The 25,172-nt window shown below is 65.1% G+C and carries 21 protein-coding genes; 4 read left to right on the top strand and 17 right to left on the bottom strand.

The annotated features are described in order from the left end of the window. Nucleotide 1: 1 nt before the first annotated feature. The 17 genes from accA to rpsB all read right to left on the bottom strand — a co-directional run bounded on the left by accA (nucleotide 2) and on the right by rpsB (nucleotide 19,722). On the bottom strand, nucleotides 2-955 hold the full coding sequence (gene accA, locus IEI94_RS22180) for an acetyl-CoA carboxylase carboxyl transferase subunit alpha (RefSeq protein ID WP_191169491.1): 954 nt from the start codon (nucleotides 953-955) through the stop codon (nucleotides 2-4). Nucleotides 956-1,345: 390 nt separating this feature from the next. Then, nucleotides 1,346-4,846 (bottom strand): DNA polymerase III subunit alpha, encoded by a 3,501-nt coding sequence (gene dnaE, locus IEI94_RS22175; RefSeq protein WP_191169489.1) that lies wholly within the window; start codon nucleotides 4,844-4,846, stop codon nucleotides 1,346-1,348. A gap of 306 nt (nucleotides 4,847-5,152) precedes the next feature. After that, nucleotides 5,153-5,764: a ribonuclease HII gene (rnhB, locus tag IEI94_RS22170; protein WP_191169487.1), complete on the bottom strand. Its 612-nt coding sequence runs from the start codon at nucleotides 5,762-5,764 to the stop codon at nucleotides 5,153-5,155. After that, nucleotides 5,761-6,972, bottom strand: coding sequence for a lipid-A-disaccharide synthase (gene lpxB / locus IEI94_RS22165; RefSeq protein ID WP_191169485.1), 1,212 nt, complete (start codon nucleotides 6,970-6,972; stop codon nucleotides 5,761-5,763). Before lpxB ends, rnhB begins: the two co-directional genes overlap by 4 nt. A 3-nt stretch (nucleotides 6,973-6,975) precedes the next feature. Next, on the bottom strand, nucleotides 6,976-7,743 hold the full coding sequence (lpxA, locus tag IEI94_RS22160; RefSeq protein WP_191169483.1) for an acyl-ACP--UDP-N-acetylglucosamine O-acyltransferase: 768 nt from the start codon (nucleotides 7,741-7,743) through the stop codon (nucleotides 6,976-6,978). Further along, nucleotides 7,740-8,183 carry a 3-hydroxyacyl-ACP dehydratase FabZ gene (fabZ, locus tag IEI94_RS22155; RefSeq protein ID WP_191169481.1) on the bottom strand — a complete coding sequence of 148 codons (444 nt, stop codon included), beginning with the start codon at nucleotides 8,181-8,183 and terminating at the stop codon, nucleotides 7,740-7,742. Before fabZ ends, lpxA begins: the two co-directional genes overlap by 4 nt. A 105-nt stretch (nucleotides 8,184-8,288) precedes the next feature. Continuing rightward, entirely contained in the window at nucleotides 8,289-9,329 is a 1,041-nt protein-coding gene (lpxD, locus tag IEI94_RS22150) for a UDP-3-O-(3-hydroxymyristoyl)glucosamine N-acyltransferase (RefSeq protein WP_191169479.1), read from the bottom strand. 51 nt (nucleotides 9,330-9,380) lie between these two features. After that, nucleotides 9,381-9,887, bottom strand: a complete 507-nt coding sequence (locus IEI94_RS22145; protein WP_191169478.1) for an OmpH family outer membrane protein — start codon at nucleotides 9,885-9,887, stop codon at nucleotides 9,381-9,383. 53 nt (nucleotides 9,888-9,940) lie between these two features. Beyond that, nucleotides 9,941-12,274 carry an outer membrane protein assembly factor BamA gene (gene bamA, locus IEI94_RS22140; protein ID WP_224750230.1) on the bottom strand — a complete coding sequence of 778 codons (2,334 nt, stop codon included), beginning with the start codon at nucleotides 12,272-12,274 and terminating at the stop codon, nucleotides 9,941-9,943. A gap of 99 nt (nucleotides 12,275-12,373) precedes the next feature. Next, a complete protein-coding gene (gene rseP, locus IEI94_RS22135) occupies nucleotides 12,374-13,732 on the bottom strand; it encodes a sigma E protease regulator RseP (RefSeq protein WP_191169476.1) in 1,359 nt (452 codons plus the stop codon). Then, a complete protein-coding gene (gene ispC, locus IEI94_RS22130) occupies nucleotides 13,733-14,944 on the bottom strand; it encodes a 1-deoxy-D-xylulose-5-phosphate reductoisomerase (protein ID WP_191169475.1) in 1,212 nt (403 codons plus the stop codon). A 7-nt stretch (nucleotides 14,945-14,951) separates the two neighbouring features. Beyond that, nucleotides 14,952-15,749, bottom strand: a complete 798-nt coding sequence (locus IEI94_RS22125; RefSeq protein WP_191169474.1) for a phosphatidate cytidylyltransferase — start codon at nucleotides 15,747-15,749, stop codon at nucleotides 14,952-14,954. Next, nucleotides 15,742-16,500 (bottom strand): polyprenyl diphosphate synthase, encoded by a 759-nt coding sequence (gene uppS / locus IEI94_RS22120; protein WP_224750229.1) that lies wholly within the window; start codon nucleotides 16,498-16,500, stop codon nucleotides 15,742-15,744. The genes IEI94_RS22125 and uppS overlap by 8 nt, the downstream gene beginning before the upstream one ends. A 52-nt stretch (nucleotides 16,501-16,552) precedes the next feature. Next, the gene (gene frr, locus IEI94_RS22115; protein ID WP_191169473.1) at nucleotides 16,553-17,110 is read right to left on the bottom strand and encodes a ribosome recycling factor; all 558 of its coding nucleotides are present in this window, start codon (nucleotides 17,108-17,110) and stop codon (nucleotides 16,553-16,555) included. Between the two features lie 4 nt (nucleotides 17,111-17,114). After that, entirely contained in the window at nucleotides 17,115-17,876 is a 762-nt protein-coding gene (pyrH, locus tag IEI94_RS22110) for a UMP kinase (RefSeq protein ID WP_191169472.1), read from the bottom strand. Nucleotides 17,877-17,988: 112 nt separating this feature from the next. Next, complete coding sequence (gene tsf, locus IEI94_RS22105; protein ID WP_191169471.1) at nucleotides 17,989-18,858, bottom strand: translation elongation factor Ts; 870 nt, start codon at nucleotides 18,856-18,858, stop codon at nucleotides 17,989-17,991. A gap of 126 nt (nucleotides 18,859-18,984) precedes the next feature. After that, a complete protein-coding gene (gene rpsB, locus IEI94_RS22100; protein WP_191169470.1) occupies nucleotides 18,985-19,722 on the bottom strand; it encodes a 30S ribosomal protein S2 in 738 nt (245 codons plus the stop codon). Nucleotides 19,723-20,022: 300 nt separating this feature from the next. Here rpsB and map point away from each other — a divergent pair, with 300 nt between their 5' ends. The 4 genes from map (at nucleotide 20,023) to IEI94_RS22080 (ending at nucleotide 25,162) form a co-directional block, all read left to right on the top strand. Next, a complete protein-coding gene (map, locus tag IEI94_RS22095) occupies nucleotides 20,023-20,814 on the top strand; it encodes a type I methionyl aminopeptidase (RefSeq protein WP_191169469.1) in 792 nt (263 codons plus the stop codon). 1 nt (nucleotide 20,815) lies between these two features. After that, nucleotides 20,816-23,491 (top strand): [protein-PII] uridylyltransferase, encoded by a 2,676-nt coding sequence (locus tag IEI94_RS22090; protein ID WP_191169467.1) that lies wholly within the window; start codon nucleotides 20,816-20,818, stop codon nucleotides 23,489-23,491. Between the two features lie 115 nt (nucleotides 23,492-23,606). Next, nucleotides 23,607-24,824: a succinyldiaminopimelate transaminase gene (gene dapC, locus IEI94_RS22085; protein WP_191169465.1), complete on the top strand. Its 1,218-nt coding sequence runs from the start codon at nucleotides 23,607-23,609 to the stop codon at nucleotides 24,822-24,824. Further along, nucleotides 24,818-25,162 carry an arsenate reductase gene (locus IEI94_RS22080; protein WP_191169463.1) on the top strand — a complete coding sequence of 115 codons (345 nt, stop codon included), beginning with the start codon at nucleotides 24,818-24,820 and terminating at the stop codon, nucleotides 25,160-25,162. The genes dapC and IEI94_RS22080 overlap by 7 nt, the downstream gene beginning before the upstream one ends. Nucleotides 25,163-25,172 lie beyond the last annotated feature (10 nt).

Genomic DNA, 25,172 nt, shown 5'->3' with positions numbered 1-25,172 from the left:
GCTACGCTGGAGCCCCATAGCTCATCAGGCGCTGATAGCGACGTTCCAGCAGGGCGTCAACATCCATGCTCTGCAGGCGCTCCAGGCTGCCCTGCAGGGCCTCCTTGACGCGGCTGGCGGTAGTCCGCGGGTGCCGATGCGCGCCGCCCAGGGGCTCGGGGATCAGGGTGTCGACGAAGCCGAGCTCCTCGAGGCGCTCGGCGGTAATGCCCATGGCATGGGCGGCCTCGGAGGCCTTCTCGGCGCTCTTCCAGAGGATCGAGGCGCACCCCTCGGGGGAGATCACCGAGTAGGTGGAGTACTGCAGCATGGCCAGCTCGTCGCACACGCCGATGGCCAGCGCCCCGCCGGAGCCGCCCTCACCGACCACCGTGGCGATGATCGGCGTCTTGAGCCGTGACATCACCGCCAGGTTGTAGGCGATCGCCTCGGACTGGCCGCGCTCTTCCGCATCGATACCCGGATAAGCCCCGGGGGTGTCGATAAAGGTCAGCACCGGCATCTTGAAGCGCTCGGCCATCTCCATCAGGCGGCACGCCTTGCGGTAGCCTTCGGGGCGCGGCATGCCGAAGTTGCGGCGCACCTTCTCCTTGACGTCGCGGCCCTTCTGGTGACCGATCACCATCACCGGCTTGTCGTCGAGCCGCGCCACGCCGCCGACGATAGCGGCATCGTCGGCGAAGTGCCGATCGCCGTGGAGCTCGTCGAAGTCGCTGAAGACGTGCTCGAGATAATCGAGGGTGTAGGGACGCTGGGGGTGGCGCGACAGCTGCGAGACCTGCCAGGCGCTGAGGTCCTTGAAGATCGACTCGGTGAGCTTCTTGCTCTTCTCCTCGAGCTTGGCGACCTCTTCGCTGATGTTGATCTTGCTGTCGTTGCCGACCAGCCGCAGCTCTTCGATCTTGGCCTGCAGTTCGGCGATGGGCTGTTCAAAGTCGAGATAGTTGGGATTCATAGTGGCTAAGCCGCCTTGTCATTGCTGTCTCCGGGGAGGATGAAGGGTGTTAACCCCCGGACGCCATAAAATCGAGTGTCGGCATTATCGCACCCTCAACGCCCGGCGCAAGGCAAGTGCATCACGAGTGCCAGCGCCAGACCGGGGCGCTGGGGACAGGTTGCTCGGCGCTGATCCGGGGGCAGGCCTGCGGGGAGGCGCTGTAAACCCATCCCTGGGCGCTACCTTGCGCCCTGCTGCGCTCCCGCATCCTGCTTCGCTTGCAGGACCGGTGCTGGCCATCCATGGCCAGCCCGTTCGGAGCGATGCTCCTCACCCATGGCGCAAACCTCCCCTTCGACCTGCCCCCGGCGCGCCTCGCTGATATGTCGCAGCCCCGACGCCAGCATCCTAGCGATACTTCAGCCGCACGCCGTCCTGGCCTTCGACCTCGCGCAGGGCGATCAGCAGCTCGTCGCTGGGCGAGACCTTCCACTCCTCGGCCAGCTCCAGCCAGCCGCTGGCGTCCTGATTGCGATACTTGAGGCGCACCGGCAGGCCGCCAGCATCGCGGTGGGGCGTCAAGCTCGCGCGCAGGCTGGCCACCAGCCGGCCGTTGGCGCGGGCACCGTCCACCGAGACTTCCACCGCCTGGCCGAACTTGCTGCGTGCATCGACCATCGGGGTGATCTCCTTGCCGCGCAGGCGCAAGCCTCCCGAGTAGTCGTCGCTGGACACCTCACCCTCGACGATCAGTACCTGGTCGCCGTCGAGTCGACCGCGCAACTGCTCGAACAGTTCGCCGAACAGCGACGCCTCGATACGCCCGGTGCGGTCATCGAGGGTCACGAAGGCCATGGTGTCGCCGCGCTTGGACTTCATGGTGCGCACCCCCACCACCAGGCCGGCGACGCGCTGCGGCTCCCGCGACGGCTTGAGGTCGCTGATGCGGGTGGAGACGAAGCGCTTGAGTTCATGCTCGTATTCGTCGATGGGGTGGCCAGTAAGATACAGACCCAGGGTGTCCTTCTCGCCGGCCAGGCGCTCCTTGTCGGTCCACTCGCGGGCGCCGCGGTAGTCGGCATAGACATCGCCGGCCTCTTCATCGACGAAGGCCTCGCCGAACATATCGACCATCCCCAGGTTCTGGTTGCTGAGATTCTGGGCGGCGGCCTTGAGTGCGGCTTCCTGGGCAGCGCTGAGCACCGCGCGGCTAGGGCCCAGGGTGTCCAGCGCGCCGGAACGGATCAACGCCTCCAGGGTGCGCTTGTTCATGCGTTTGGGGTCGACCCGGCGACAGAAATCGAACAGGTCGCTGAACGGACCGCCGGCCTCGCGCGCCTCGACGATGGCGCCGATGGGCCCCTCGCCCACGCCGCGAATCGCCCCCAGGCCGTAGACCACCCGCGCGTCGGCATCCACGGTGAACTTGTAGCCCCCCACATTGACATCCGGCGGCGTCACCGTGAGCTTGAGATTGCGGCACTCCTCGATCAGCGGCACTACCTTGTCGAGATTGTCCATCTCGGTGGACATTACCGCGGCCATGAAGGGCCCAGGGTAGTGGGATTTGAGCCAGGCGGTCTGATAGGAGACCAGGCCGTAGGCCGCCGAGTGCGACTTGTTGAAGCCGTAGCCGGCGAACTTCTCCACCAGGTCGAAGATATTGCCGGCCAGCTCCTTGTCGATGCCGTTGGCGGCACAGCCCTCCATGAAACCGGCGCGCTGCTTGGCCATCTCCTCGGGCTTCTTCTTGCCCATGGCGCGGCGCAGCATGTCGGCCTGGCCCAGGCTATACCCCGCCAGCACCTGGGCGATCTGCATCACCTGCTCCTGGTAGAGGATGATGCCGTAGGTGGGCTCCAGCACCGGCTTGAGCAGCTCATGCTGATAGTCCGGGTGGGGGAAGGAGATTTCGGCGCGGCCGTGCTTGCGGTTGATGAAGTCGTCGACCATGCCCGACTGCAGCGGCCCGGGGCGGAACAGCGCGACCAGGGCGATCATGTCCTCCAGGGAGTCGGGCAGCAGCCGCTTGATCAGCTCCTTCATGCCGCGGGATTCGAGCTGGAAGACCGCGGTCGTCTCGGCGCGTTTGAGCATCTCGAAGGTCGGCGCATCATCGAGGGGAATGGTATCGATGTTGAGCGGGCCTTCTCCTTTCACGGCGCGCACCTTGTCGACCATCTCCAGCGCCCAGTCGATGATGGTCAGGGTGCGCAGGCCGAGGAAGTCGAACTTGACCAGCCCGGCCTCCTCGATGTCGTTCTTGTCGAATTGCACCACCAGGCCGTTGCCCTCTTCGTCGCACAGCAGCGGCGAGAAGTCGGTCAGCTTGGTGGGGGCGATCACCACGCCGCCAGCGTGCTTGCCGGTGCCGCGGGTGATGCCCTCGAGCTTGAGCGCCATCTCCCAGATCTCGGCGGCTTCATCGTCGTTATCGATAAACTCCTTGAGCGCCGGCTCCTGCTCGATGGCCTTGGCCAGGGTCATGCCGACCTCGAAGGGGATCAGCTTGGAGAGTTTGTCACCCAGCGAGTAAGGCCGCCCCTGGGCGCGCGCCACGTCACGCACCACCGCCTTGGCGGCCATGGTACCGAAGGTGACGATCTGGGAGACGGCGTTGCGGCCGTAACGGTCGGCCACATAGTCGATCACCCGATCGCGCTTCTCCATGCAGAAGTCGACGTCGAAATCGGGCATCGAGACCCGTTCGGGGTTGAGGAAGCGCTCGAACAGCAGGTCGTACTCCAGCGGGTCGAGGTCGGTGATCTTCTGCGCATAGGCCACCAGCGAGCCCGCCCCTGAGCCGCGTCCCGGCCCCACCGGGACATTGTTGTCCTTGGCCCACTGGATAAAGTCCATCACGATCAGGAAGTAGCCGGGGAAGCCCATCTGGATGATGATGTTGAGCTCGAAGTCGAGGCGCTGCCGGTAGCGGGCGTCGATCTCGGCATATTCGGCGCTATCACGCGGGTAGCGCTCGGCCGGATAGAGGAAGTCGAGGCGCTCGGTGAGGCCGTCGTGAGAAATCTTGCGGAAGAACTCGTCCTGGGTCATGCCCTCGGGGATCTCGAACTCCGGCAGGAAGATCTCGCCGAGGCGCATCTCGACGTTGCAGCGCGCGGCGATCAGTACGCTGTTCTCCAGCGCCTCGGGGATATCGGCGAACAGCTCGGCCATCTCCGCCGGGCTCTTGAGGTACTGCTCCTCGCTGTAACGCCGCTCACGGCGGCGATCATCAAGCGCCTTGCCTTCACCGATAGCGACCCGAGTCTCGTGGGCCCAGAACTCCTCCTTGTCGAGGAAGCGCACGTCGTTGGTGGCCACCACCGGGGTGCCGGTCTCGGCGGCAAGCTGCACAGATAGGTGCAGACAATCCTCCTCGTACTGCCGCGAGGTCCTGGTCAACTCCAGGTAGTAGCGCCCGGGGAAGTGGGCGTTCCACTCGTCGAGCAGCGCCCGGGCTTCCTCGGGGTGGTCGGCCAGTAGATGGCGACCCACGTCGCCTTCACGCCCGCCGGAGAGGGCGATCAGGCCTTCGCTCTGTTCGAATACCCACGCCTTGTCGAGGATCGCCAGCCCGTGGCGCTGGCCGTCGGTCCAGCCGCGCGAGATCAGCTCGGTGAGGTTGCGGTAACCGACGTCGTTCATCGCCAGCAGTGTCAGCCGGTAGGGGTGGCCTTCGTCGTGGGGGTTGTGCAGCCATAGGTCACTGCCGATGATCGGCTTTAGCCCGGCGCCCTGGGCCGCCTTGTAGGCCTTGACCAGGCCGAACAGGTTGGCCTCGTCGGTAATCGCCGCCGCCGGCATGCCGCGCTCGGCGGTGGCCTTGACCAGCGGCTTGAGGCGCACCAGGCCATCGACCAGGGAGTACTCGGTGTGCAGGCGAAGATGTACGAAGGGCGTGGTCATGGCTAACTCAAGAATTGGCAGTAAAAGTATTGATAGCTCGGCACTTGCGGATTCTGCCCGCTCGGACTGATCAAGCGCTTGGGTAACCCGACCGCTCGGGGCTGATCCGGCGATAGGTCTGCGCGGGGGCGCTGTAAATACCTCCCTGTACGCTACTTTTGCCCTGCTGCGCTCTCGCATCCTGCTTCGCTTGCAGGACCGGTGCTGGCCATCCATGGCCAGCCCGTTCGGAGCTTTGCTCCTCACCCATGGCAAAAACCCCCCGCTACGACCTATCCCCGGCGCTCCTCGCTACCGCTGGCTAGGCTAAAACAACGCTAACTGTCGCTTGACCGGGCCGAAGGAGCGGCGGTGCTCGGGCAGTGCGCCGAGGCGCTCCAGCGCCGCCAGATGCTCGCGGGTCGGATAGCCCTTGTGGCGGGCGAAGCCGTAGTCGGGATGGCGGGCGTCGAGCGCCAGCATCTGCGCATCGCGGGCCACCTTGGCGAGTATCGAGGCGGCGGCGATGGCCGGATGGCGAGCGTCGCCCTTGACCACCGCCTGGCCAGGAACATGATGCCCGGGCAGGCGATTGCCGTCCACCAGCAGATACTCGGCGGCCGGCGCCAGGGCGTCGATGGCGCGGCGCATGGCCAAATGGGTGGCGTGGTAGATATTGAGCTCGTCGATCTCGGCGGCGCTGGCCTCGGCCACCGCGAAGGCCAGGGCATGCTCACGAATCTCGGTGTCCAATGCCTCACGGCGCTTGGCGCTGAGCGTCTTGGAGTCGTTGAGTCCGATGACAGGGCGCGCCGGGTCGAGGATCACCGCCGCCGCCACCACGCTGCCCACCAGCGGCCCGCGCCCCACTTCGTCGACCCCGGCCAAGCGTTCACCGCAATAGTCGACCACCAGCGGCGGCAGCGACGCGGCCTTCACAGGCGCCCCGCGATGGGGGCATCGAGCCCCTCGGCGGCGACACTCTCTGGCAGCGGACGGCCGGCGATCAGCGCGGCGATGGCATCCACGGCGCGCTCGCTGGCGCCGCGCTGTAGCCCGGCATGCATTTCGGCGAAGCGCGACTCCAGCGCCGCGCGCCCGGCGCTGTCCGTCAGCATCTCGTCGAGGGCTGCAGCGATGGCCGCGGGACTGGCGGCGTCCTGGATCAGCTCCGGTACCAGCCCCGCGCCGGCGATCAGATTAGGCAGTGAGATCCAGTCGGTCTTGACCAGGCGCTTGGCCAGCCAGTGGGTGGCCGGCGCCATCTTGTAGGCGACCAGCATCGGCCGGTGGCAGAGCATCGCCTCCAGCGCCGCGGTGCCCGACGCCAGCAGCACGGCATCCGCCGCCACCATCGCCTCGCGAGACTGACCCTCGAGCAGCGTCAGGCGCTCGGCCAGCGACGGGTAGTCGGCGATCAGCGTCTCGAGCTCGGCGCGGCGCTGGGCGGTTGCCGCCGGCACCACGAAGCGCAGCGCTGGACGCTTGCTGCAGAGGCGCTCGGCGGCGGCCAGGAAGGTGGCGCCCAGAAAGCGAATCTCGTTGGCTCGCGAGCCGGGCAAGAGTGCCAGCAGCTCGCCCTCTTCGGGCAGACCAAGCTCACGACGCATCGCCCCGCGGTCTGTCTTCAGCGGCATCTCGTCGGCCAGCGGATGGCCGACGAAGGCCACCGGCACCCGGTGACGGGCATAGAAGTCTGCTTCGAAGGGCAGGAAGGTGAGCATGGCATCCACCGACTTGGCGATACCCTTGACGCGCCCCTGGCGCCAGGCCCATACCGAGGGGCTGACGTAATGGGCGGTGGTCATGCCAGCGTCGTGCAGCTGCCGCTCGAGGCCGAGATTGAAGTCGGGGGCATCGATGCCAAGCATGATGTCGGGCTGCCAAGCCAGCGCATCGCGTCGCAGCTCACGGCGCACGCCGATCAGCCGCGGCAGGTGCTTGAGCACCTCGACCAGGCCCATTACCGAGAGGGTTTCGAGGGGGTAGCGGCTGTCGATGCCTTCGGCCAGCATGCGTGGTCCGCCGATACCGCGAAAGGCCACCCCAGGGTAGCGCGCCTTGAGCGCCCGCATCAGACTGGCGCCGAGAATATCCCCGGACAGCTCACCGGCGACCAGATAGACCTTGAGCACGGAACCTGTCATGGCCTAGCGCGTGATGCCGCGGGAGGCCACTTCGATAGAAGCGACGAAGGTATCGACCTCCGGCAGTTCGAAGCGACGGCGTATTTCAGCAAGGGCCTGCTCGACGGTGAGCCCCTGGCGGTAGACCAGCTTGTAGGACTCACCCAGCGCCTTGAGCGCCTCACGCGAAAAGCCACGCCGCTTGAGACCGATGAGATTGAGGCCATGGGCCTCGGCAGGGTTGCCGTTGATCATCACGAAAGCGGGGGTGTCTTTGGTGATGATCGAGCCGCCGCCAGCCATGGCATGAGTGCCGAAATGGCAGAACTGATGCACCGCCGCCAGCCCGCCAAGGATGGCGAAGTCGCCCACCTTGACGTGGCCGGCGAGGGTCACCTGATTGGCCAGGATACAGTCGCTGCCGATCACACAGTCGTGCCCCACGTGGGCGTAGGCCATAAGCAAATTGCGCGAGCCCACGGTGGTTTCGCCGCGATCCTGCATGGTGCCGCGATGGATCGTCACGCCCTCGCGGATCACGTTATCGTCACCCATCACCAGGCGGGTCGGCTCGCCGGCGTACTTCTTGTCCTGACAGTCCTCACCCACCGAGGCGAACTGGAAGATACGCGTGCGGGCGCCAAGCACAGTGGGCCCCTTGATCACCACATGGGGACCAATCTTCGAACCAGGGCCGATTTCGACGTCGGCACCGATCACGCTGAACGGGCCAACCTCGACGTCATCAGCCAGCCGTGCGGCAGGGTCAATGAGCGCGGTGGGATGAATCAAGCGACCTTCCTCTCGGCGCAGATGATCTCGGCCTCGCAGGCCAATTCGTTGTCGACGCTGGCGCGACAGGCAAACTTCCAGATGCCGCGCTTCTCACGCATTACCTTGGCTTCAATATGCAGTTGGTCGCCGGGCATCACCGGCCGCTTGAAGCGCACGTTGTCGCTGCCCACCAGGTAGTAGACATAGCCGTCGGCAGGCAGCTTGTTGACGGTCTTGAACCCCAGAATACCGCACGCCTGGGCCATGGCTTCGATCACCAGGACGCCGGGCATGATGGGGTGATGCGGAAAATGGCCGTTGAAGAACGGCTCATTGATGCTGACGTTCTTATAACCACGAATCAACTCGCCGAGCTCCAGTTCGGTCACGCGATCGATCAGCAGAAAAGGGTAGCGGTGAGGTAGATACTCACGAATCTCGTTGATGTCCATTACCATCGATGCGACCTCTGAAAAAGCGAAACGGCTCACCTCGGTGAGCGTGCAGTGGCGGCAGGCGCCTTCCTGGCCAGGACAGCGATTATAGCGGCAGACTGGCGAGACTCAACGGCCACCATGGTGCTTTTCAAGGCGCGCGAGCCGCTTGGCGATATCATCGAGCTGCTTGAAGCGCACAGCGTTCTTGCGCCACTGGGCGTTGCTCATGGCCCCGGTCCCTGAGGAGTAGACGCCCGGCTCATGAAGGGAGTTGGTGACCAGGCTCATGCCGGTGACCTGCACACCGTCGCAGATCGTCAGATGCCCGGAGAGCCCCACGCCGCCGCCCAGCATGCAGTGCTTGCCCACCTTGGTAGAGCCGGCAATGCCCACGCAGCCGGCCAGGGCGCTGTGATCACCGATCTGCACGTTGTGGGCGATCTGCACCTGGCTATCGATCTTGACGTCGTTGCCGATGAGCGTATCGCCCAGGGCACCGCGATCGATACTCGAGCAGCTGCCGACCTCGACGTCATCCCCCATTACCACGCCACCGAGCTGCGCGATCTTGTGCCAGCGGCTCCCATCGTGGGCAAACCCGAACCCATCGCCACCGATCACGCAACCACTGTGGAGAATGGCTCGTTCACCAATCACCACGCCGTGGCACACCGTGACGTTGGCGTGCAGCCGAGAATCAGCGCCGATCCGGCTGTCGGCACCCACGACGCTTCCCGGGCCGATGACGGCGCGATCGCCGATCACCGCACCGGCTTCGATGACCGCCTGGGGGCCGATCTGAACATCCGCGCCGAGCGCAGCGCCAGCCTCTATCACCGCCGAGGCGTGCACCCCCAGGTGAGGACGCTGGGCCAGGGGGTCGAATAGCCGTGACAGCTCGGCATAGCCGAGATAGGGATTGTCCAGAGTCAAGCAGGTAACCGGGCACTCATCGGCGTGGCTGGGGTGCAGCAAGACGGCCGCCGCCCGCGTGTTGGCCAGATGCTTGAGATACGCCTTGTTGGCGAGAAAGCTGATATCGTCGGGGCCGGCATCACTGAGCGTAGCCAGGCCACTGACCCGTATACTGCCATCGCCGGCCACCCGGGCGCCCAGGCGCTCGGCGAGGTCGTGGAGCGTATAGCAGTGAGAGGTGGCGTCGGTCATGGAACCTGAGTCGGCTGAAGGAGGCAAGGCCCCGCCCTCGCGGGCGGGCACTCAGTTCATCGAGTCGAGAATCTCGGTAACTTCATCGGTGAGATTCATCAGATCCTGATTGGTATTGATGATGCCATTGATGTCCATCAGCACGTCGATGCCGTGACGCGTCATGAGCTCGTCAACGGCGCGCTCCAGCTTTGGCTCGGCGTCCTGCAGGAAGGCCTGTTCGGCCTGCTGCTGTGCCTGAATGATCTGCTGGCGAAGTTCGACGAACTGCTGCTCCTTCTGCTGGCCTTCCTGCATCAGCGACTGACGCTCGCTGTCGGACATCACCGCGCCATCCTGCTGCAAGCGTTGCTGCAGCTGCTCGAGCTCCTCGCCCAGCGCCTGGGCTTGCTGCTGCTGACTGCCGATCTGGCTCTCAAGCTGGCTCATCGACTGTTGAGCAGCACGGGTTTCCATCAGCGCCTGACGCCAATCGACTACCGCCACTTCCGCCGCCTGGGCGACCGAAGCGAACAGGCCAAGCAGTCCGAGGGACATGACACCCATCATCTTACGCATGAACCATTCTCCTGAAAAAACATGCCCCAATTGGGCGTTCCATGGTACTCGGCTTAGAAGGTCTGGCCCAGCGAGAACTGGAAGAACTGGGTATCGTCACCTTCCTTGTCGTTGAGCGGCTCGGCGATGCTGAAGGTCAGCGGCCCCACCGGGGTCAGCCACGACAAGCCGATACCCACACTGTAGCGCAGCTCGCTGAGATCAACGCCCGACTCACAGCGCGACTGATCGCCATCGAGCACCTCATAGCAGTCGGTCAGGAAGGTGTTACCGGCATCGAAGAAGAAGCCGGTCTGCACCGAACGCTGGTCCTCCATGAACGGCGTCGGGAACAGCAGCTCGGCCGACCCTTCGACCAGCACGTTGCCGCCCAGGGTACGATCATTGCCGCCGCCACGCGGCGTGGTGCGCGGCCCCAGGGTATTGCCGGTGAAGCCGCGTACCGAGCCCAGACCGCCGGAGAAGAAGTTCTCGTAGAACGGATAGGGGTCGTTGCCGATGGTATCGGCATAGCCCAGGGTGCCGCCGAACTTCAGCGACCAGTCGTTGTTGAGCTCGAACAGTTGCTGGGCGCGGGCGCGCAGCTTGTAGTATTCGGCGTCGCTGCCGGGCGCGGCCGTTTCCAGCGACAGCCGCTGGTAGCTGCCGGCGGTGGGCATCACGCCGCGATTGAGGTTGTTGCGCGTCCAGCTGGCGGTGAGCTTGAGACTCTGGGCGCCGGCGCCTTCGTCCTCGACGTAGCGCACGATCTCGGAAGCGGTGTCGTTATAGGTCTGCACCGTCAGATCTTCCACCGTAGCGCCGAAGTTGAGGCGCGTCAGTTCGTTGATCGGATAACCGAAGTTGATCCCCGCGCCGTAGGCGTCGGTGGAGTAGGTCGAGATATCCGAGTCTTCGTAGTCGGTCTCACGGTAGTAGAGATTATAGCCGCGGGAGATGCCGTCCAGGGTCCAGTACGGGTCGGTGAAGCCAAAGTTGAGACTGGTGAAGGTGTCGCTGCGCTGGGCGCCGACGTTGACCCGATTACCGGTGCCCAGGAAGTTGTTCTGCGACAGCGCAGCTCCGTAGATCACCCCAGCGCTCTGCGAGAAGCCGACGCTGGCCGAGATCGAGCCCGAGGGCTGCTCTTCGACGTTGTAGGTCACGTCCAGCAGATCGCTTTCGCCGGGCACCGGCTGGGTGTCGACGTCAACCTGACGGAAGAAACCCAGCCGCTCGAGGCGCTGACGCGACTGGCGAATCTGGTCGGTGGACGCGGGCGCGCCCTCCATCTGGATCATTTCGCGGCGCAGCACCTCGTCTTCGGTGGTGGTGTTACCCTCGAAGGAGATCCGCCGCACATAGGCACGCTGGCCGGGGTTGACGTTGAAGACCACGTCCACTGTCTGGCCATCGGACGACGGCTGAGGCCGCGCGTCGACGTTGGCGAAGGCGAAGCCCTCGGCGCCGAGGCGCGAACGCAGCGCTTCGGATGAGGCGGTGATATCGCTGCGCGAGAAGACTTCGCCTGGCTCGGCGGTAACCAGTTCGCGGGCCTCGGACTCGGGAATCTCCAGGTCACCGGCGAAGCGAATGTCGCCAAGGCGGAACTGCTGGCCCTCATCGACGTTGACGGTGATGAAGATTTCCGACTTGTCGGGACTGATCGAGACCTGGGTCGAGCTGATGTCGAAATTGACGTAGCCGCGGTCGAGATAGTAGGAGCGCAGTCGCTCGAGATCGCCTGACAGCGCCTCGCGGGAGTACTCATCCCGAGAGAACCAGCCGAAGAAGCGACCGGGACGATCATTGAGCTCGAACTGGTCGCGCAGGGTGTCGTCATCGAACGCCTGGTTGCCGACGATATTGATCTGACGAATCGAGGCCACCGCACCTTCGTTGATATCGATGTTGACCCGCACCCGGCTCTCATCGATCTCGTCGACGCTGGTCTCGATACGTGCGCTGTAGCGCCCTTGGGCCTGATAAACCTGCTCCAGTTCGCGCTGAATCTCTTCCAGCGTCGACAGCTGCAGCACCTGGCCCTCGGCAAGGCCGGCCTCGCTCAGGCCCTCAAGCAGGTCGTCTTCGGAGATCTGCGAGTTGCCGGTGATATTCAAGGCGGTAATGAACGGACGTTCGACTACCTGGATGATCAGGATGTCGCCGTCTCGGGCCAGCTGGACGTCGTCAAACAGCCCGGTACCGAACAGCTCGCGCGCGGCGTCGGCTAGCTCGCGCTCATCGACGCGGTCGCTGGTGCTGACCGGGAAGGCATTGAACACGGAGGCTGCAGAAACTCGCTGCAGTCCCTCTACGCGGATGTCGGAAACATTGAAAGAGTCTGCCAGCGCTACCTGGGCGCTGGTAAGCAGCAGCGCCGCCAATCCGATGGTCTTGAGTTTCATGCAGTCGATTCGCTCGAGTTGGTCTGCCCGCGTGTGGAACAGGCACCATATACATTTGTGCAGGGTTCTGACAAGCCGAACCCTGCCGCGGGTCGTGTGTCACCATAGCCTCATCAGGTCGAAATAGAGCGCCATCAGCATCAGACTGCCGACCAGCGCAACGCCGATACGCAGCCCCATGGCCTGAATGCGCTCTGACACCGGCTTGCCGCGCACCGCTTCGACGAAGTAGTAGACCAGGTGCCCCCCATCCAGCACCGGAATCGGCAGCAGGTTGAGGATCGCCAGGCTGATCGACAGATAGGCCAGGAAGCTGACGAAGGTCTCGAGGCCAGTGCGCGCCGAGTCGCCGGCCACTCGGGCAATCGTGATCGGCCCGGAGAGGTTCGTCGGCGAGATCAGACCGACGAACATCTTGCGAATGGCGTCGACGGTGAGCAGCGACATCTCCCCGGTGCGTGAGAGCGATTGGCCCACCGCCGCCAACGGCCCATAGCGGATCTCGCGGCGGTACTCCTCGGGCCACTCCACCGCCTCGACGCCAGCACCGATATAGCCGATCTCCACACCGTCCTCAATTTCATTACGGCCAGGGATCAACTCAATCGCCAGGGTCTCGCCATTACGCTCCACCTCGAGGGCCATCGGCGATTCGGGACTGGCGCGCACCAGATCGACGAAGTGCAGCCAGTCGTCAACCGGCTCACCGTCCGCCATCAGCACTTGGTCGCCGGGCTGAAGACCCGCCTGACCCGCGGCCTGGCCATCGAGAATCTGGCCCAGCACGGCCGGGAACGGCGGCCGCCAAGGCTCGAGCCCCAGACTCGGCAGCGGCTGAGGCGGATCCTGGCGCACCAGCCAGTCATTGACCGGCAGCTGATAGTCCCTGGCACTGCTGCTGCCCTCGTCGCGGGCGCTCACCGAGAGCGCGCCGCTGTGACCGATGGCCGCCACCAGCTTGAGGTTGATCTCGTCCCAGGAGCGCACCGTCTCGCCCTGTACTGCAACGATCTCCTGACCGGGACTCAAGCCGCCCTCTTCGGCCGGCGAACCGGGAGCGACACTGCCCACCACCGGCGCCACCGTGGTGGTGCCGACCACGAACAGCAGCCAGTAGGCGACGATCGCCAGAAGGAAGTTGGCCAGTGGCCCGGCGGCGACGATGGCGATGCGCTGCCAGACGCTCTTGCGGTTGAAGGCCTGGTCCTGCTCGGCAGGACCCACCGGTGCCTCGCGCTCGTCGAGCATCTTGACATAGCCGCCAAGCGGAATGGCAGCCACCACAAATTCGGTGCCGTGGCGATCGACCCGCGACCACAGCGGCTTACCGAAGCCCACCGAGAAACGCAGCACCTTGACGCCGCAGCGCCGTGCCACCCAGAAGTGGCCGTACTCATGGAAGGTGATCAACACGCCGAGGACCACGATCACCGCCAGAATATTCTGCATCACGCCCATCTAGATCGTCTCCTCGAGCATTCGCTTCAGGATCTCCTGGGCGGCCTGACGCGCCCGGCGATCCTCGTCGAGAATCGTCGCCAGCTCGTCTGCAGGCAACACCGGGCGCATCTCACGTACCCGGGCCACCAGCTCAGCGATGCCGGTAAAGCGTAGTTGGCCTGCGAGGAAGGCATCTACCGCCACCTCGTTGGCCGCATTGAGTACCGCCGGTGCGGTGCCGCCGGCCACCATCGCCTCGCGAGCCAGACTCAGACAGGGGAAGGCCGACTCATCCGGGGCCTGGAAATCGAGGCGCGCCACCTGGAACAGGTCCAGCGCCTCGACGCCGGCCTCAATTCGCTCCGGCCAGGCCAGCCCGAAGGCGATCGGCGTGCGCATATCAGGGTTGCCGAGCTGGGCGATGACCGAGCCATCGCTGTAGGCGGCCATGGAGTGGATCACACTCTGCGGGTGCACCACCACCTGAACCTGCTGCGGGGCAGCGTCGAACAGCCAGCACGCCTCGATCAGCTCTAGCCCCTTGTTCATCAGGGTGGCGCTATCCACCGATATCTTGCGGCCCATCGACCAGTTGGGGTGGGCACAGGCCTGCGTCGGCGTCACATCGGCCAGTTGGGCCGGCGTCCAGCCCAGGAAGGGCCCGCCGGATGCCGTCAGCAGTAGCTGGGTGACACCGTGCCGCGTTAGTCCGCCACGATGCTCAACGGGTAGACACTGGTAGATGGCATTGTGTTCGGAATCGATCGGCAGCAGGGTCGCGCCGTGGGCCGCGACCGCGTCCATGAACAGCGCCCCGCTCATCACCAGCGCCTCCTTGTTGGCCAGCAGCACGCGCTTGCCGGCTCGCACCGCCGCCAACGTCGGCAGCAGCCCGGCGGCGCCGACGATGGCGGCCATCACCACATCGACCTCGCTGGCCTCGGCAACCTCGACCAGGGCCGCCTCGCCGGCGCGCACCTCGGTGTCGAGCCGCTCCTCAGCCAGCCGCTGGCGCAGCCAGATGGCGTCGGCCTCCAGGGCCAGCACCGCCACCTCTGGACGGTGCAGACGGCACAGCGCCAGCAGCGCTTCCCGCGAGGTATGCGCGGTCAGCGCATGCACGCGGTAGCGGTCAGGGTGCCGGGCGATGACATCCAGGGTACTGGTGCCGATCGAACCGGTGGCACCCAGCACGCTGACATACTGCGGAGAGGAGGTCACTGGGGCCATGTGCGGCTCACAACCAGCCGCCGAGCAGCGCAAACCACGGCACCGCCGCAGTCAGGCTGTCGATGCGGTCGAGCACCCCGCCGTGGCCGGGTAACAGGGCGCTGGAGTCCTTGATCCCGCGGTGGCGCTTGAGCATGCTCTCGAGCAGGTCGCCAAGCACCGAGATCAGGGTCACCAGCCAGGTAATCACCAGCAGTGCCAGCCCCAGCCCCAAGCCCAGCGACTGCCAGAACACGAACACCAGTGCCAGCAGCGTCGTCGCGACCAGACCGCCGGCCACGCCCTCCCAGCTCTTGCCGGGGCTGACTCGCGGCGCCAGCTTGCGCCGCCCGAAGGCGCGACCGGCAAAGTAGGCACCGGTGTCGGCGCACCACACCAGCAGCAGCACAAACAGCAGCCATACCGCGCCACTGTCGCGCAGCGCCACGAAGCCAACCCAACACGGCAACAGCACCCACAGGCCCATGGCCAGTCGCCGCGATGAGGCCTGCCACTGAGCTCCCTTGTCGGGGTAGTGGATAATCCAGTAGAGATTGGCCAGCCAGCCCAGCGCGCCCAGCCATAGCGGCCAGGCGCTGTGAACGGCGCCGCTGAACCAAAGCAGCAGCATCAACAGCGCCATGCCAGCGGCGCCCAGCAGGCGCTGGCGCTGAGCCTCGAGACCGGCCAGGTTGACCCACTCCCAGCTCGCCAGCAGCACGATAACCGCGGTGAACAGCGCAAAGGCGCCACCGTCGAGCCAGAACAGTCCCAGCAGGACCAGCGGCGCCAACCACAGGGCGGTAATAATGCGCTGTTTAAGCATGCTGTGCCTCGACCTGTTCGTCGGTCATGCCAAAGCGCCGTAGCCGGCGTCGAAAGGCGTCGAGGGCCTCATCGAAGACCGCGCCGTCGACGTCCGGCCACAGCACCGGGGTAAAATAGAACTCGGCATAGGCCAGCTGCCAGAGCAGGAAATTGGAGATGCGCTGTTCGCCGCTGGTACGTATGCAGAGATCCACCGGCGGCGCCTCGGCCAGGCACACCTCGCTGCCCAGGGCGGCCTCGTCGATCTGCTCGGCGCGCAGCTCGCCGGCTTCGACGCGTTCCGCCAGGCGCCGCGCGGCCCGCGCCAGATCCCACTGGCCGCCATAGTTGGCAGCGATCACCAGATGCAGGCCGCGATTGTCGCGGGTCAGCGCTTCGGCGCGCTCGATATGCTGCTGAATCGAGGCCGAAAAGCCGTCGCGGTCGCCGATCACGGAAAGGCGGATATCGTGCTCATGTAGCTTCTTGACCTCACGTTTGAGCGCCCACAGGAACAGCTCCATCAGCGCGCTGACCTCATCGGCGGGTCGCCGCCAATTCTCGCTTGAGAAAGCGAACAGGGTCAGCACCTCTAGTCGCCGCTCGGCGGCGCGACGAATCACCGCGCGCACCGACTCGACACCGGCACGGTGGCCACGCACCCCGGAAAAGCCGCGGGCGCGGGCCCAACGATTATTGCCATCCATGATGACCGCCACGTGGCGCGGCATGCCATCACGGTGTCCTTCTGAAGACAGCGTTGAGGTCATGGGGTCTCGCATCGGGAGATAGGGTGGGGCGGGCATGCAGCCCGCCAGCCGCTCAGACCTGCATCAGGTCATGTTCCTTGGCTTCCAGCAGGCTATCGATCTCGCCGATATACTTGTCGGTGAGCTTCTGGATCATGTCCTCGCCCTTGTGCTGCTCGTCCTCGGAGATCGCCTTGTCCTTGAGCAGCGACTTGAGATCTCCATTGGCATCACGGCGCACGTTGCGCACCGCCACTCGAGCATGCTCCGCCTCGCTGCGTGCCTGCTTGATATAGCCCTTGCGGGTCTCTTCGGTCAGCATCGGCATCGGCACGCGGATCACGCTGCCGGCGGTGGACGGATTGAGGCCCAGGTCGGCGGTCATGATCGCCTTCTCCACCTTGGGGACCATGTCCTTTTCCCAGGGCGATACGCTCAGGGTCCGGGCGTCCTCGATGTTGACGCTGGCCACCTGGTTGATCGGCACCTGGCCACCGTAGTATTCGACCATCACCGCATCGAGAATACTGGTATGGGCACGCCCGGTACGAATCTTGTGGAAGTTGCTCTGCAGCGCCTCGAGGCTCTTCTTCATGCGAGACTCGGCGTCTTTCTGAATATCGTTGATCACGTCATTACCCTCTGTCTATCAGCGTGCCTTCCTTGCCGCCCACCACCAGGTTGAGCAGGGCACCGGGCTTGTTCATGTCGAATACACGTACCGGCATGTCATGGTCACGCACCAGGCAAATGGCGGTCAAATCCATGACACCCAGCTTCTGGTCGAGCACCTCGTCATAGGTGAGATGCTCATACTTCACCGCATCGGCGTGCTTGACCGGGTCCTTGTCGTAGACCCCGTCAACCTTGGTCGCCTTGACCACCACGTCGGCATCGATCTCGATGCCGCGCAGGCAGGCCGCCGAGTCGGTGGTAAAGAAGGGGTTACCGGTCCCGGCGGAAAACAATACCACGTCGCCGGAGGTCAGGTAGCGAATCCCGGTGCGGCGATCGTAGTGCTCCACCACCCCGCTCATGGGAATCGCCGACATCACCCGCGAGCGGATGTTGGAGCGCTCCAGCGCATCGCGCATGGCCAGCGCGTTCATCACCGTGGCCAGCATGCCCATGTGGTCGCCGGTGACGCGATCCATGCCTGCCTCGTTGAGCGCTGCCCCGCGGAACAGGTTGCCGCCGCCGACCACGATGCCGACCTGCACCCCGATCCCCACCAGCTGGCCGATCTCCAGCGCCATCCGATCGAGCACTTTCGGATCGATGCCGAAATCGTGATCCCCCATCAGGGCTTCGCCGGACAGCTTGAGAAGGATGCGTTTGTACTTCGATTTGGCACTGCGCTCGGACTTGGTGCTCTGGAGGTCGGGGCTTGTGGGCATGGAAGCTCTCCTGATGGCTATGCTAGCGGGCGGGCAAGGCTGGCATCCACCAGCCGGATACGCGAAGGCGTGCGCTTGCGCGCACGCCAACACGTGTCGATGAAGTCAGACCTCAGCTACGGCGAGCCTGTTCCATCACTTCCTTGGCAAAGTCGACCTCTTCCTTCTCGATCCCCTCGCCCACTTCGAATCGTGTGAAGCCGACCACTTCACCGCCGGCGCTCTTGACGAACTCGGCGACGGTCTGGTTCGGGTCCTTGACGAAGGGCTGCTCGGTCAGGCTGTTCTCTGCCAGGTACTTCTTGAGGCGGCCCTGCACCATCTTCTCGGCGATCTGCTCCGGCTTGCCGGCCATGTCCGGCTGGGCGAGGATGATCGCCTTTTCCTGGTCGAGCTGCTCCTGGGGCATGTTCTCGGGCAGTGCCACGGCCGGGTTGATGGCGGCGACGTGCATGGCGACATCCTTGGCCACCTCGGCATTGGCGCCCTTGAGCACGGTCAGCACACCGATACGGCCACCGTGGACATACTCGCCCACCAGGTTGCCGGCACCGGCCTCGACCACCACCGCGCGACGCACGCTGATGTTCTCGCCGATCTTCTGCACCAGCTGCTCACGGGTGGCTTCCATCTCGCCGCTCATCAGCGCGACCACGTCGTCGCTCTTGGCGGCGAACAGCGCGTCGACGACCTTGTCGGCAAAGCCCTTGAAGTTATCGTCACGGGCGACGAAATCGGTCTCGGAGTTGATCTCGACCATCACCCCGTAGCTGTTGTCGTCGGCAACACGGGTCACCACGGCGCCTTCGGCGGCGGTGCGGCCAGCCTTCTTGGCGGCCTTGAGACCGGAATTCTTGCGCAGGTCCTCGATGGCCTGTTCGATGTCACCACCGGCCTCGGTGAGGGCCTTCTTGCACTCCATCATGCCGAGCCCGGTACGCTCGCGCAGTTCCTTGACCTGAGAGGCGCTGATAGCTGCCATGATATTAACCTCTGAAATTGGTTCGACGTCGGTACGCGGATCTCCCGCGCAGCGGGAAAAAAGGGGGCCGAAGCCCCCTTCTCGCCTGCCCGCCGCGCATGCGGAGCGGCAGCAGGCGCAGCGGTATTACTCGGCGGTTTCGCTGGCGTCGGCGTCCGCGACTTCAACGAACTCGTCGGGACGACCTTCCTTGGCGCGACCGCAGGCATCGGCGATGGCCTTGACGTAGATCTGGATCGCGCGGATGGAGTCATCGTTGCCCGGGATCACGTAGTCGACGCCATCCGGATTGGAGTTGGTATCGACCACCCCGATCACCGGGATGCCCAGCTTGTTGGCTTCGTTGATGGCAATCCGCTCGTGGTCGACGTCGATCACGAACAGCGCATCGGGAAGACCGCCCATCTCCTTGATGCCGCCCACGGAACGCTCGAGCTTGTCCTGCTCGCGAGTGGCCATCAGGACTTCTTTCTTGGTCAGCTTCTCGAAGGTGCCATCCTCGTGCATCGCTTCGAGTTCACGCAGACGCTTGATCGACTGACGAATGGTCTTGAAGTTGGTCAGCATGCCGCCGAGCCAGCGGTGGTTGACGAACGGCTGACTGACGCGATTCGCCTCTTCCTTGATGATCTTGCTGGCGGAACGCTTGGTACCGACGAACAGGATCTTGTTGTTGGAAGCGGCCATCTTCTCGACCACACCGATGGCGTCATTCAGCGCCGGCAGGGTGTGCTCGAGGTTGATGATGTGAATCTTGTTGCGCGCACCGAAGATGAACTTGCTCATCTTCGGGTTCCAGTACTTGGTCTGGTGGCCGAAGTGAGCGCCTGCCTTGAGCAGGTCACGCATATTGACTTGTGCCATGGGTGGCTCCTGATAAATCGGGTTAGGCCTCCACGCACCCCATGGATCCGACCTACGTACTCGCGTAGCGCAGGCACCCGGGACCATGTGACGGTGCATGTGTGATTTAGGCGTTCAAACGCCCCTGCATTATCGTCTGCCCGCGACGGGCACTCAAGGCCCGAGCGCGTTCGGTCAACGATTGCAGGAAAGCGCGCGGCTTTATACCATAGTTCGCTACCGAGATGAAGTCGCCGGGCGCGCACTGTCCATCCAGCGCCCATCGCCCGGCGCGTCACCCGCCTCCAGATTCGAGACTCCATGAACGTTCCCATCAAGACCGCAGCGGAAATCGACAAGATGCGCGAGGCCGGTCGCCAGGCCGCCCGCGTGCTGGAAATGATCACACCCCACGTCGTGGCCGGCGTGTCCACCGGTGAACTCGACCGCCTGTGCCACACCTTTATCGTCGACGAGCTCGGCTCGACGCCGGCGCCGCTCAACTATCATGGTTTCCCCAATGCCACCTGCACCTCGATCAACCATGTGGTGTGCCACGGCATTCCCGATGACGCCAAGCGCCTCAAGAAAGGCGACATCATGAACATCGATATCACCGTCAAGACCGCCGACGGCTATCACGGTGACTCGAGCAAGATGTTCGTGATTGGTGAAACCATCCAGGGCGAGCGCCTGTGCCGGGTGACCCAGGAGTGCCTCTACAAGAGCATCGCGCTGGTCAAGCCAGGGGTGCGCCTTTCAGCGCTGGCGCAGGTCATCCAGCAGCACGCCGAGGCCAACGGCTACTCGGTGGTGCGCGATTTCTGCGGCCACGGTATCGGCGCCGGCTTCCACGAGGACCCGCAGATCCTGCACTACGACGGCTATGCCCCGGAGGCCGATATCGCGCTGGCCGAGGGCATGTGCTTCACCATCGAGCCGATGATCAATGTCGGCGGCTACCGCACCAAGGTGCTGCGCGACGGCTGGACCGCGGTGACCAAGGATCGCAGCCTGTCGGCGCAGTGGGAGCACACCCTGCTGGTCACCGCCGACGGCGTCGAGGTGCTCACCGCCCGAGGTGAGGAAGACCTCACCTTCCTCGACCGCTGATATGCTACTGCACCACTACCGCTTCACGCCCGACGCGACGCTGTTCGACGAGGCCACGCTGCGCGCCGAGCTCGACGGCAGCCGTTCGCCCATCGCGCCCTTCAAGGCCGCACTGCGTGAAATCCAGGCGCGACTCGACGCCCGCTTTCGCGACGGCGCCGATATCCGCGATCTGATCCACGGCCGCGCCTGGTGTCTCGACCGCCTGCTGCAGGTGGCCTGGTCGCGGCACCCCTGGCCCGACGACGGCATCGCCCTGCTCGCGGTAGGCGGCTACGGCCGCGGCGAGCTGCACCCGCACTCCGATATCGACCTGCTGCTGCTGCTCGAGCACGACGACGACACCCCCTACCGCGAGCCGCTCACCGACTTCATCACCTTCCTGTGGGACATCGGGCTGGAGATCGGCCACAGCGTGCGCTCGCTCAACGACTGCCGGCGCGAGGCCGAGGCCGACGTCACGGTGATCACCAACCTGCTCGAGACCCGCACCCTGGCCGGCAGCGAGCGGCTGCGCGACGCCATGCGCAAGCGGCTGGCCACCGACCAGCTGTGGCCGGCGGACCGCTTCTTCGAAGCCAAATGGCAGGAGCAGATCACCCGCCACTACCGCTATAACAACTCCGAGTATCACCTCGAACCCAATATCAAGAGCTCCCCGGGTGGGCTACGCGATATCCAGATGATCGGCTGGGTGGCCAAGCGCCACTTCGGCACCCTGCGCTACGAGGACGTAGTCGACAACGGCTTTATGAACGACGCCGAGCTGCGCATCCTCAGCCAGGGCCAGGCCTTTCTGTGGCAGGTGCGCTATGCGCTGCACATGCTCACCGGGCGCGCCGAGGACCGTCTGCTGTTCGACCACCAGCGCGCCATCGCCGAGCTGTTCGGCTACCGCGACACCCCCGAGCGCCTCGCCGTCGAGCAGTTCATGAAGCGCTACTATCGCCATGTCACCGCGCTGGCCGGCCTCAACGACATGCTGCTGCAGCATTTCGACGAGGTGATCCTGCGCGGTGACGAGCGTCTCGAGACTACCCCGCTCAACGACCGCTTCGAGATCAAGGGCGGCTACATTCAGGCCCGCCACCCACGGGTCTTCCGCCAGCGTCCCGCGGCCCTGCTCGAGCTGTTCCTGCTGATGGCCCAGCACCCCGAGATCGAGGGTGTGCGCGCCGAGACGATTCGCCTGATCCGCGACAACCGCCACCGCATCGACGACCTGTTCCGCGACGACGTGCGCCACCAGAGCCTGTTCATGGAGCTGCTACGCTCCAGCGGCAACGTGGCACGCCAGCTGCGGCGCATGAACCGCTACGGCGTGCTCGGAAAATACCTGCCGGAGTTCGGCCAGGCGGTGGGCCTGATGCAGCACGACCTGTTCCATATCTACACCGTCGACGCCCACACCCTGCGCCTGCTCAAGTTCATCCAGCGCTTCCGCGAACCCGAGGCCCGTGAGGCCTTTCCGGTGGCCGCCACGCTGATCCACCAGCTCCCCAAGCTCGAGCTACTGTGGATCGCCGGCCTCTACCACGACATCGGCAAGGGCCGCGGCGGCAACCATTCGATCATTGGCGCGCGAGACGTCGAGGGCTTCGCCGAGCGTCACGGCCTGTCGCCCCGCGACACCCGACTGCTCAGCTGGCTGATCGAGCACCATCTGCTGATGTCGAAGACCGCCCAGAAGCGCGACATTACCGACCCCGACGTGATCCGCGACTTCGCCCGCCAGGTGCGCGACGAAGTGCACCTGGACTATCTCTATGTGCTGACTGTGGCGGATATCAACGCCACCAATCCGTCGCTGTGGAACGGCTGGCGCGCCAGCCTGCTGCGCCAGCTGCACGCCGAGACCAAGCGCGCCCTGCGCCGCGGCCTGGAGAACCCACTGGATCGCGACGAGTGGGTTCGCGAAACCCGCGAGGAGGCGCGCTCGCTGCTGACCAGCGTCGGCGCCGACCCGGCACGGGTCGAGAGGCTGTGGGAGTCGCTGGGTGAGGACTACTTCCTGCAGTACGCGCCCAGCGAGATCGTCTGGCAGACTCAGGGGATCCTCGGTCACGGTGACTCCCAGCTGCCGCTGATCCTGGTCAGCGCGCCCACCGAGGACATGGCCGAGGGCGGCACCAAGGTGTTTATCCACACCCGCTCGGTGGACGACCTGTTTGCCGCCACCGCCGCCGCCATGGAGCAGCTGGGCCTGTCGATTCACGATGCGCGTATCGCCACCTCGAGCAACGACTGGACGCTCAACACCTTTATCGTGCTGGATGACGACGGCGAGGCGATCCGCGACCGCGACCGCATCGAGACCATTCGCCGCCACCTGGTCGAGGAGCTCGACGATCCGGACGACTATCCGCTCATCGTCACCCGTCATACCCCACGCCAGCTCAAGCACTTCAAGGTCCCGACCCAGGTGCTGATCGAGCAGGACCCGGCCAATGAGCGCACCCTGCTGGAACTCACCGCCCCCGATCGCCCCGGCCTGCTGGCACGGGTCGGGCGCATCTTCATGGAACAGGACATCGCCCTCTCGGCGGCCAAGATCGCCACCCTCGGTGAGCGCGTCGAAGATGTCTTCTTCATCACCACCAAGGGCGGCGAACCGCTCACAGATCCCGAGCGACAGCAGCAGCTGCGCGAGCGCCTGATCGAGGTGCTTGGCGTCTAGCCAAGGAAAGCAGGTTTGAGGCGCCCCGGCCGCTTCCCTATAATCCTCGGGTTATGCCGTCGCCGTCGGCGCCACCCAGCCCACGTTTCCGCCGCCCGAGGCGGCCAGGACAGTCATGAACCCCGATCTCGATGCTCTCAAGCCCTACCCCTTCGAGAAGCTCGCCGCGCTCAAGGCAGACGTGACGCCCCCCGCGGGGCTGACGCCTGTCCCGCTGACCATCGGCGAGCCGCAGCACGCGCCCTACCCGGCCGCACTCGAGGCACTGGTGGCGCACCAGCAGGAGATGGCGCGCTACCCGGCGACTACGGGCATGCCCGAACTGCGCCAGACGATCGCCGCCTGGGCAACGCGGCGCTTCGGCCTCGCCGGACTCGACCCGGAGGCTCAGGTGCTGCCGGTCAACGGCACCCGCGAGGCGATCTTCGCCTTCGTTCAGGCGGCGCTCGACCGCACCCGCCCGGCCAAGGTGGTGGTGCCCAACCCCTTCTATCAGATCTATGAAGGCGCGGCGCTGCTGGCCGGCGGCGAACCGCTCTACCTCGACTGCCGCCCCGAGCACGGCTTCCGCCCGAACCTGGACGCCGTGCCCGCCGATACCTGGCGCGAGGTGCAGATCGTCTTCCTCTGTTCGCCGGGCAACCCCACCGGAGCGGTCACGCCGCTGGCCGACTTCCAGCGTCTACTCGCGCTGGCCGACGAATTCGACTTCCTGATCGCCTCGGACGAGTGCTACTCGGAGCTCTACCTCGACGAAGCCGCGCCACCACCGGGGCTGCTGCAAGCCTGTGCGGCACTGGGACGTCACGACTACCGGCGCTGCCTGGTGTTTCACTCGCTCTCCAAGCGCTCCAACCTGCCCGGCCTGCGCTCCGGCTTCGTGGCCGGCGACGCCGCGCTGATCGCCCCCTTCAAGCGCTACCGCACCTACCACGGCTGCGCCATGTCGCTGCCGCTGCAGCACGCTTCGATCGCCGCCTGGCAGGACGAGGCTCACGTACGCGCCAACCGCGACGCCTACCGCGAGAAATTCACCGCGGTCACCGAGATCCTCGCCCCGGTCATGGACTTTCCTGCCCCCGAGGCGAGTTTCTATCTGTGGCCGGCGGTGCCCGGTGGTGACGACGAGGCCTTCACCCGCGCGCTGTTCGCCGAGGAGCACGTCAGCGTGCTACCGGGCAGTTATATGGGACGCGTCGGCGCCGACGGCAGCAACCCTGGAAGCGGACGCGTGCGCCTGGCGCTGGTCGCCGAGCTCGAGACCACCATCGAAGGCGCCCGTCGCCTGCGACGCTTTATCGAGCGCCAGTCAACGAGGAATCCGTCATGCTGACCCTGTTTGGCATCAAGAACTGCGACACCTGCCGCCGCGCACGCAAGGCCATGGACGCCTCGGGGGTGCCCTACCAGTTCCACGACCTGCGCGAGGATGGCCTCTCGGCGGCACTGCTCGAGCACATCCTCGAGCGGGTCCCGGTGATGAGCCTGCTCAACAAGCGCAGCACCACTTGGCGTCAGCTCGACGACGCCGAAAAGCAGGAGGTCGACGCCAACCGCGCCCGCGAGCTGATGCTGGCTCACCCGACCCTGCTCAAGCGGCCGCTGCTGGATACCGGCGACGAGATCCTGGTCGGCTATCGCGACGGTGACTACGACAACCTGCAGATCTGAGCCGCGACTC

Source organism: Halomonas sp. ML-15 (genome assembly GCF_014779595.1).
Taxonomy (GTDB): domain Bacteria; phylum Pseudomonadota; class Gammaproteobacteria; order Pseudomonadales; family Halomonadaceae; genus Franzmannia.
The sequence above is the reverse complement of the archived record's forward strand: the minus strand, read 5'-3'. Positions and strand labels throughout refer to the sequence as shown.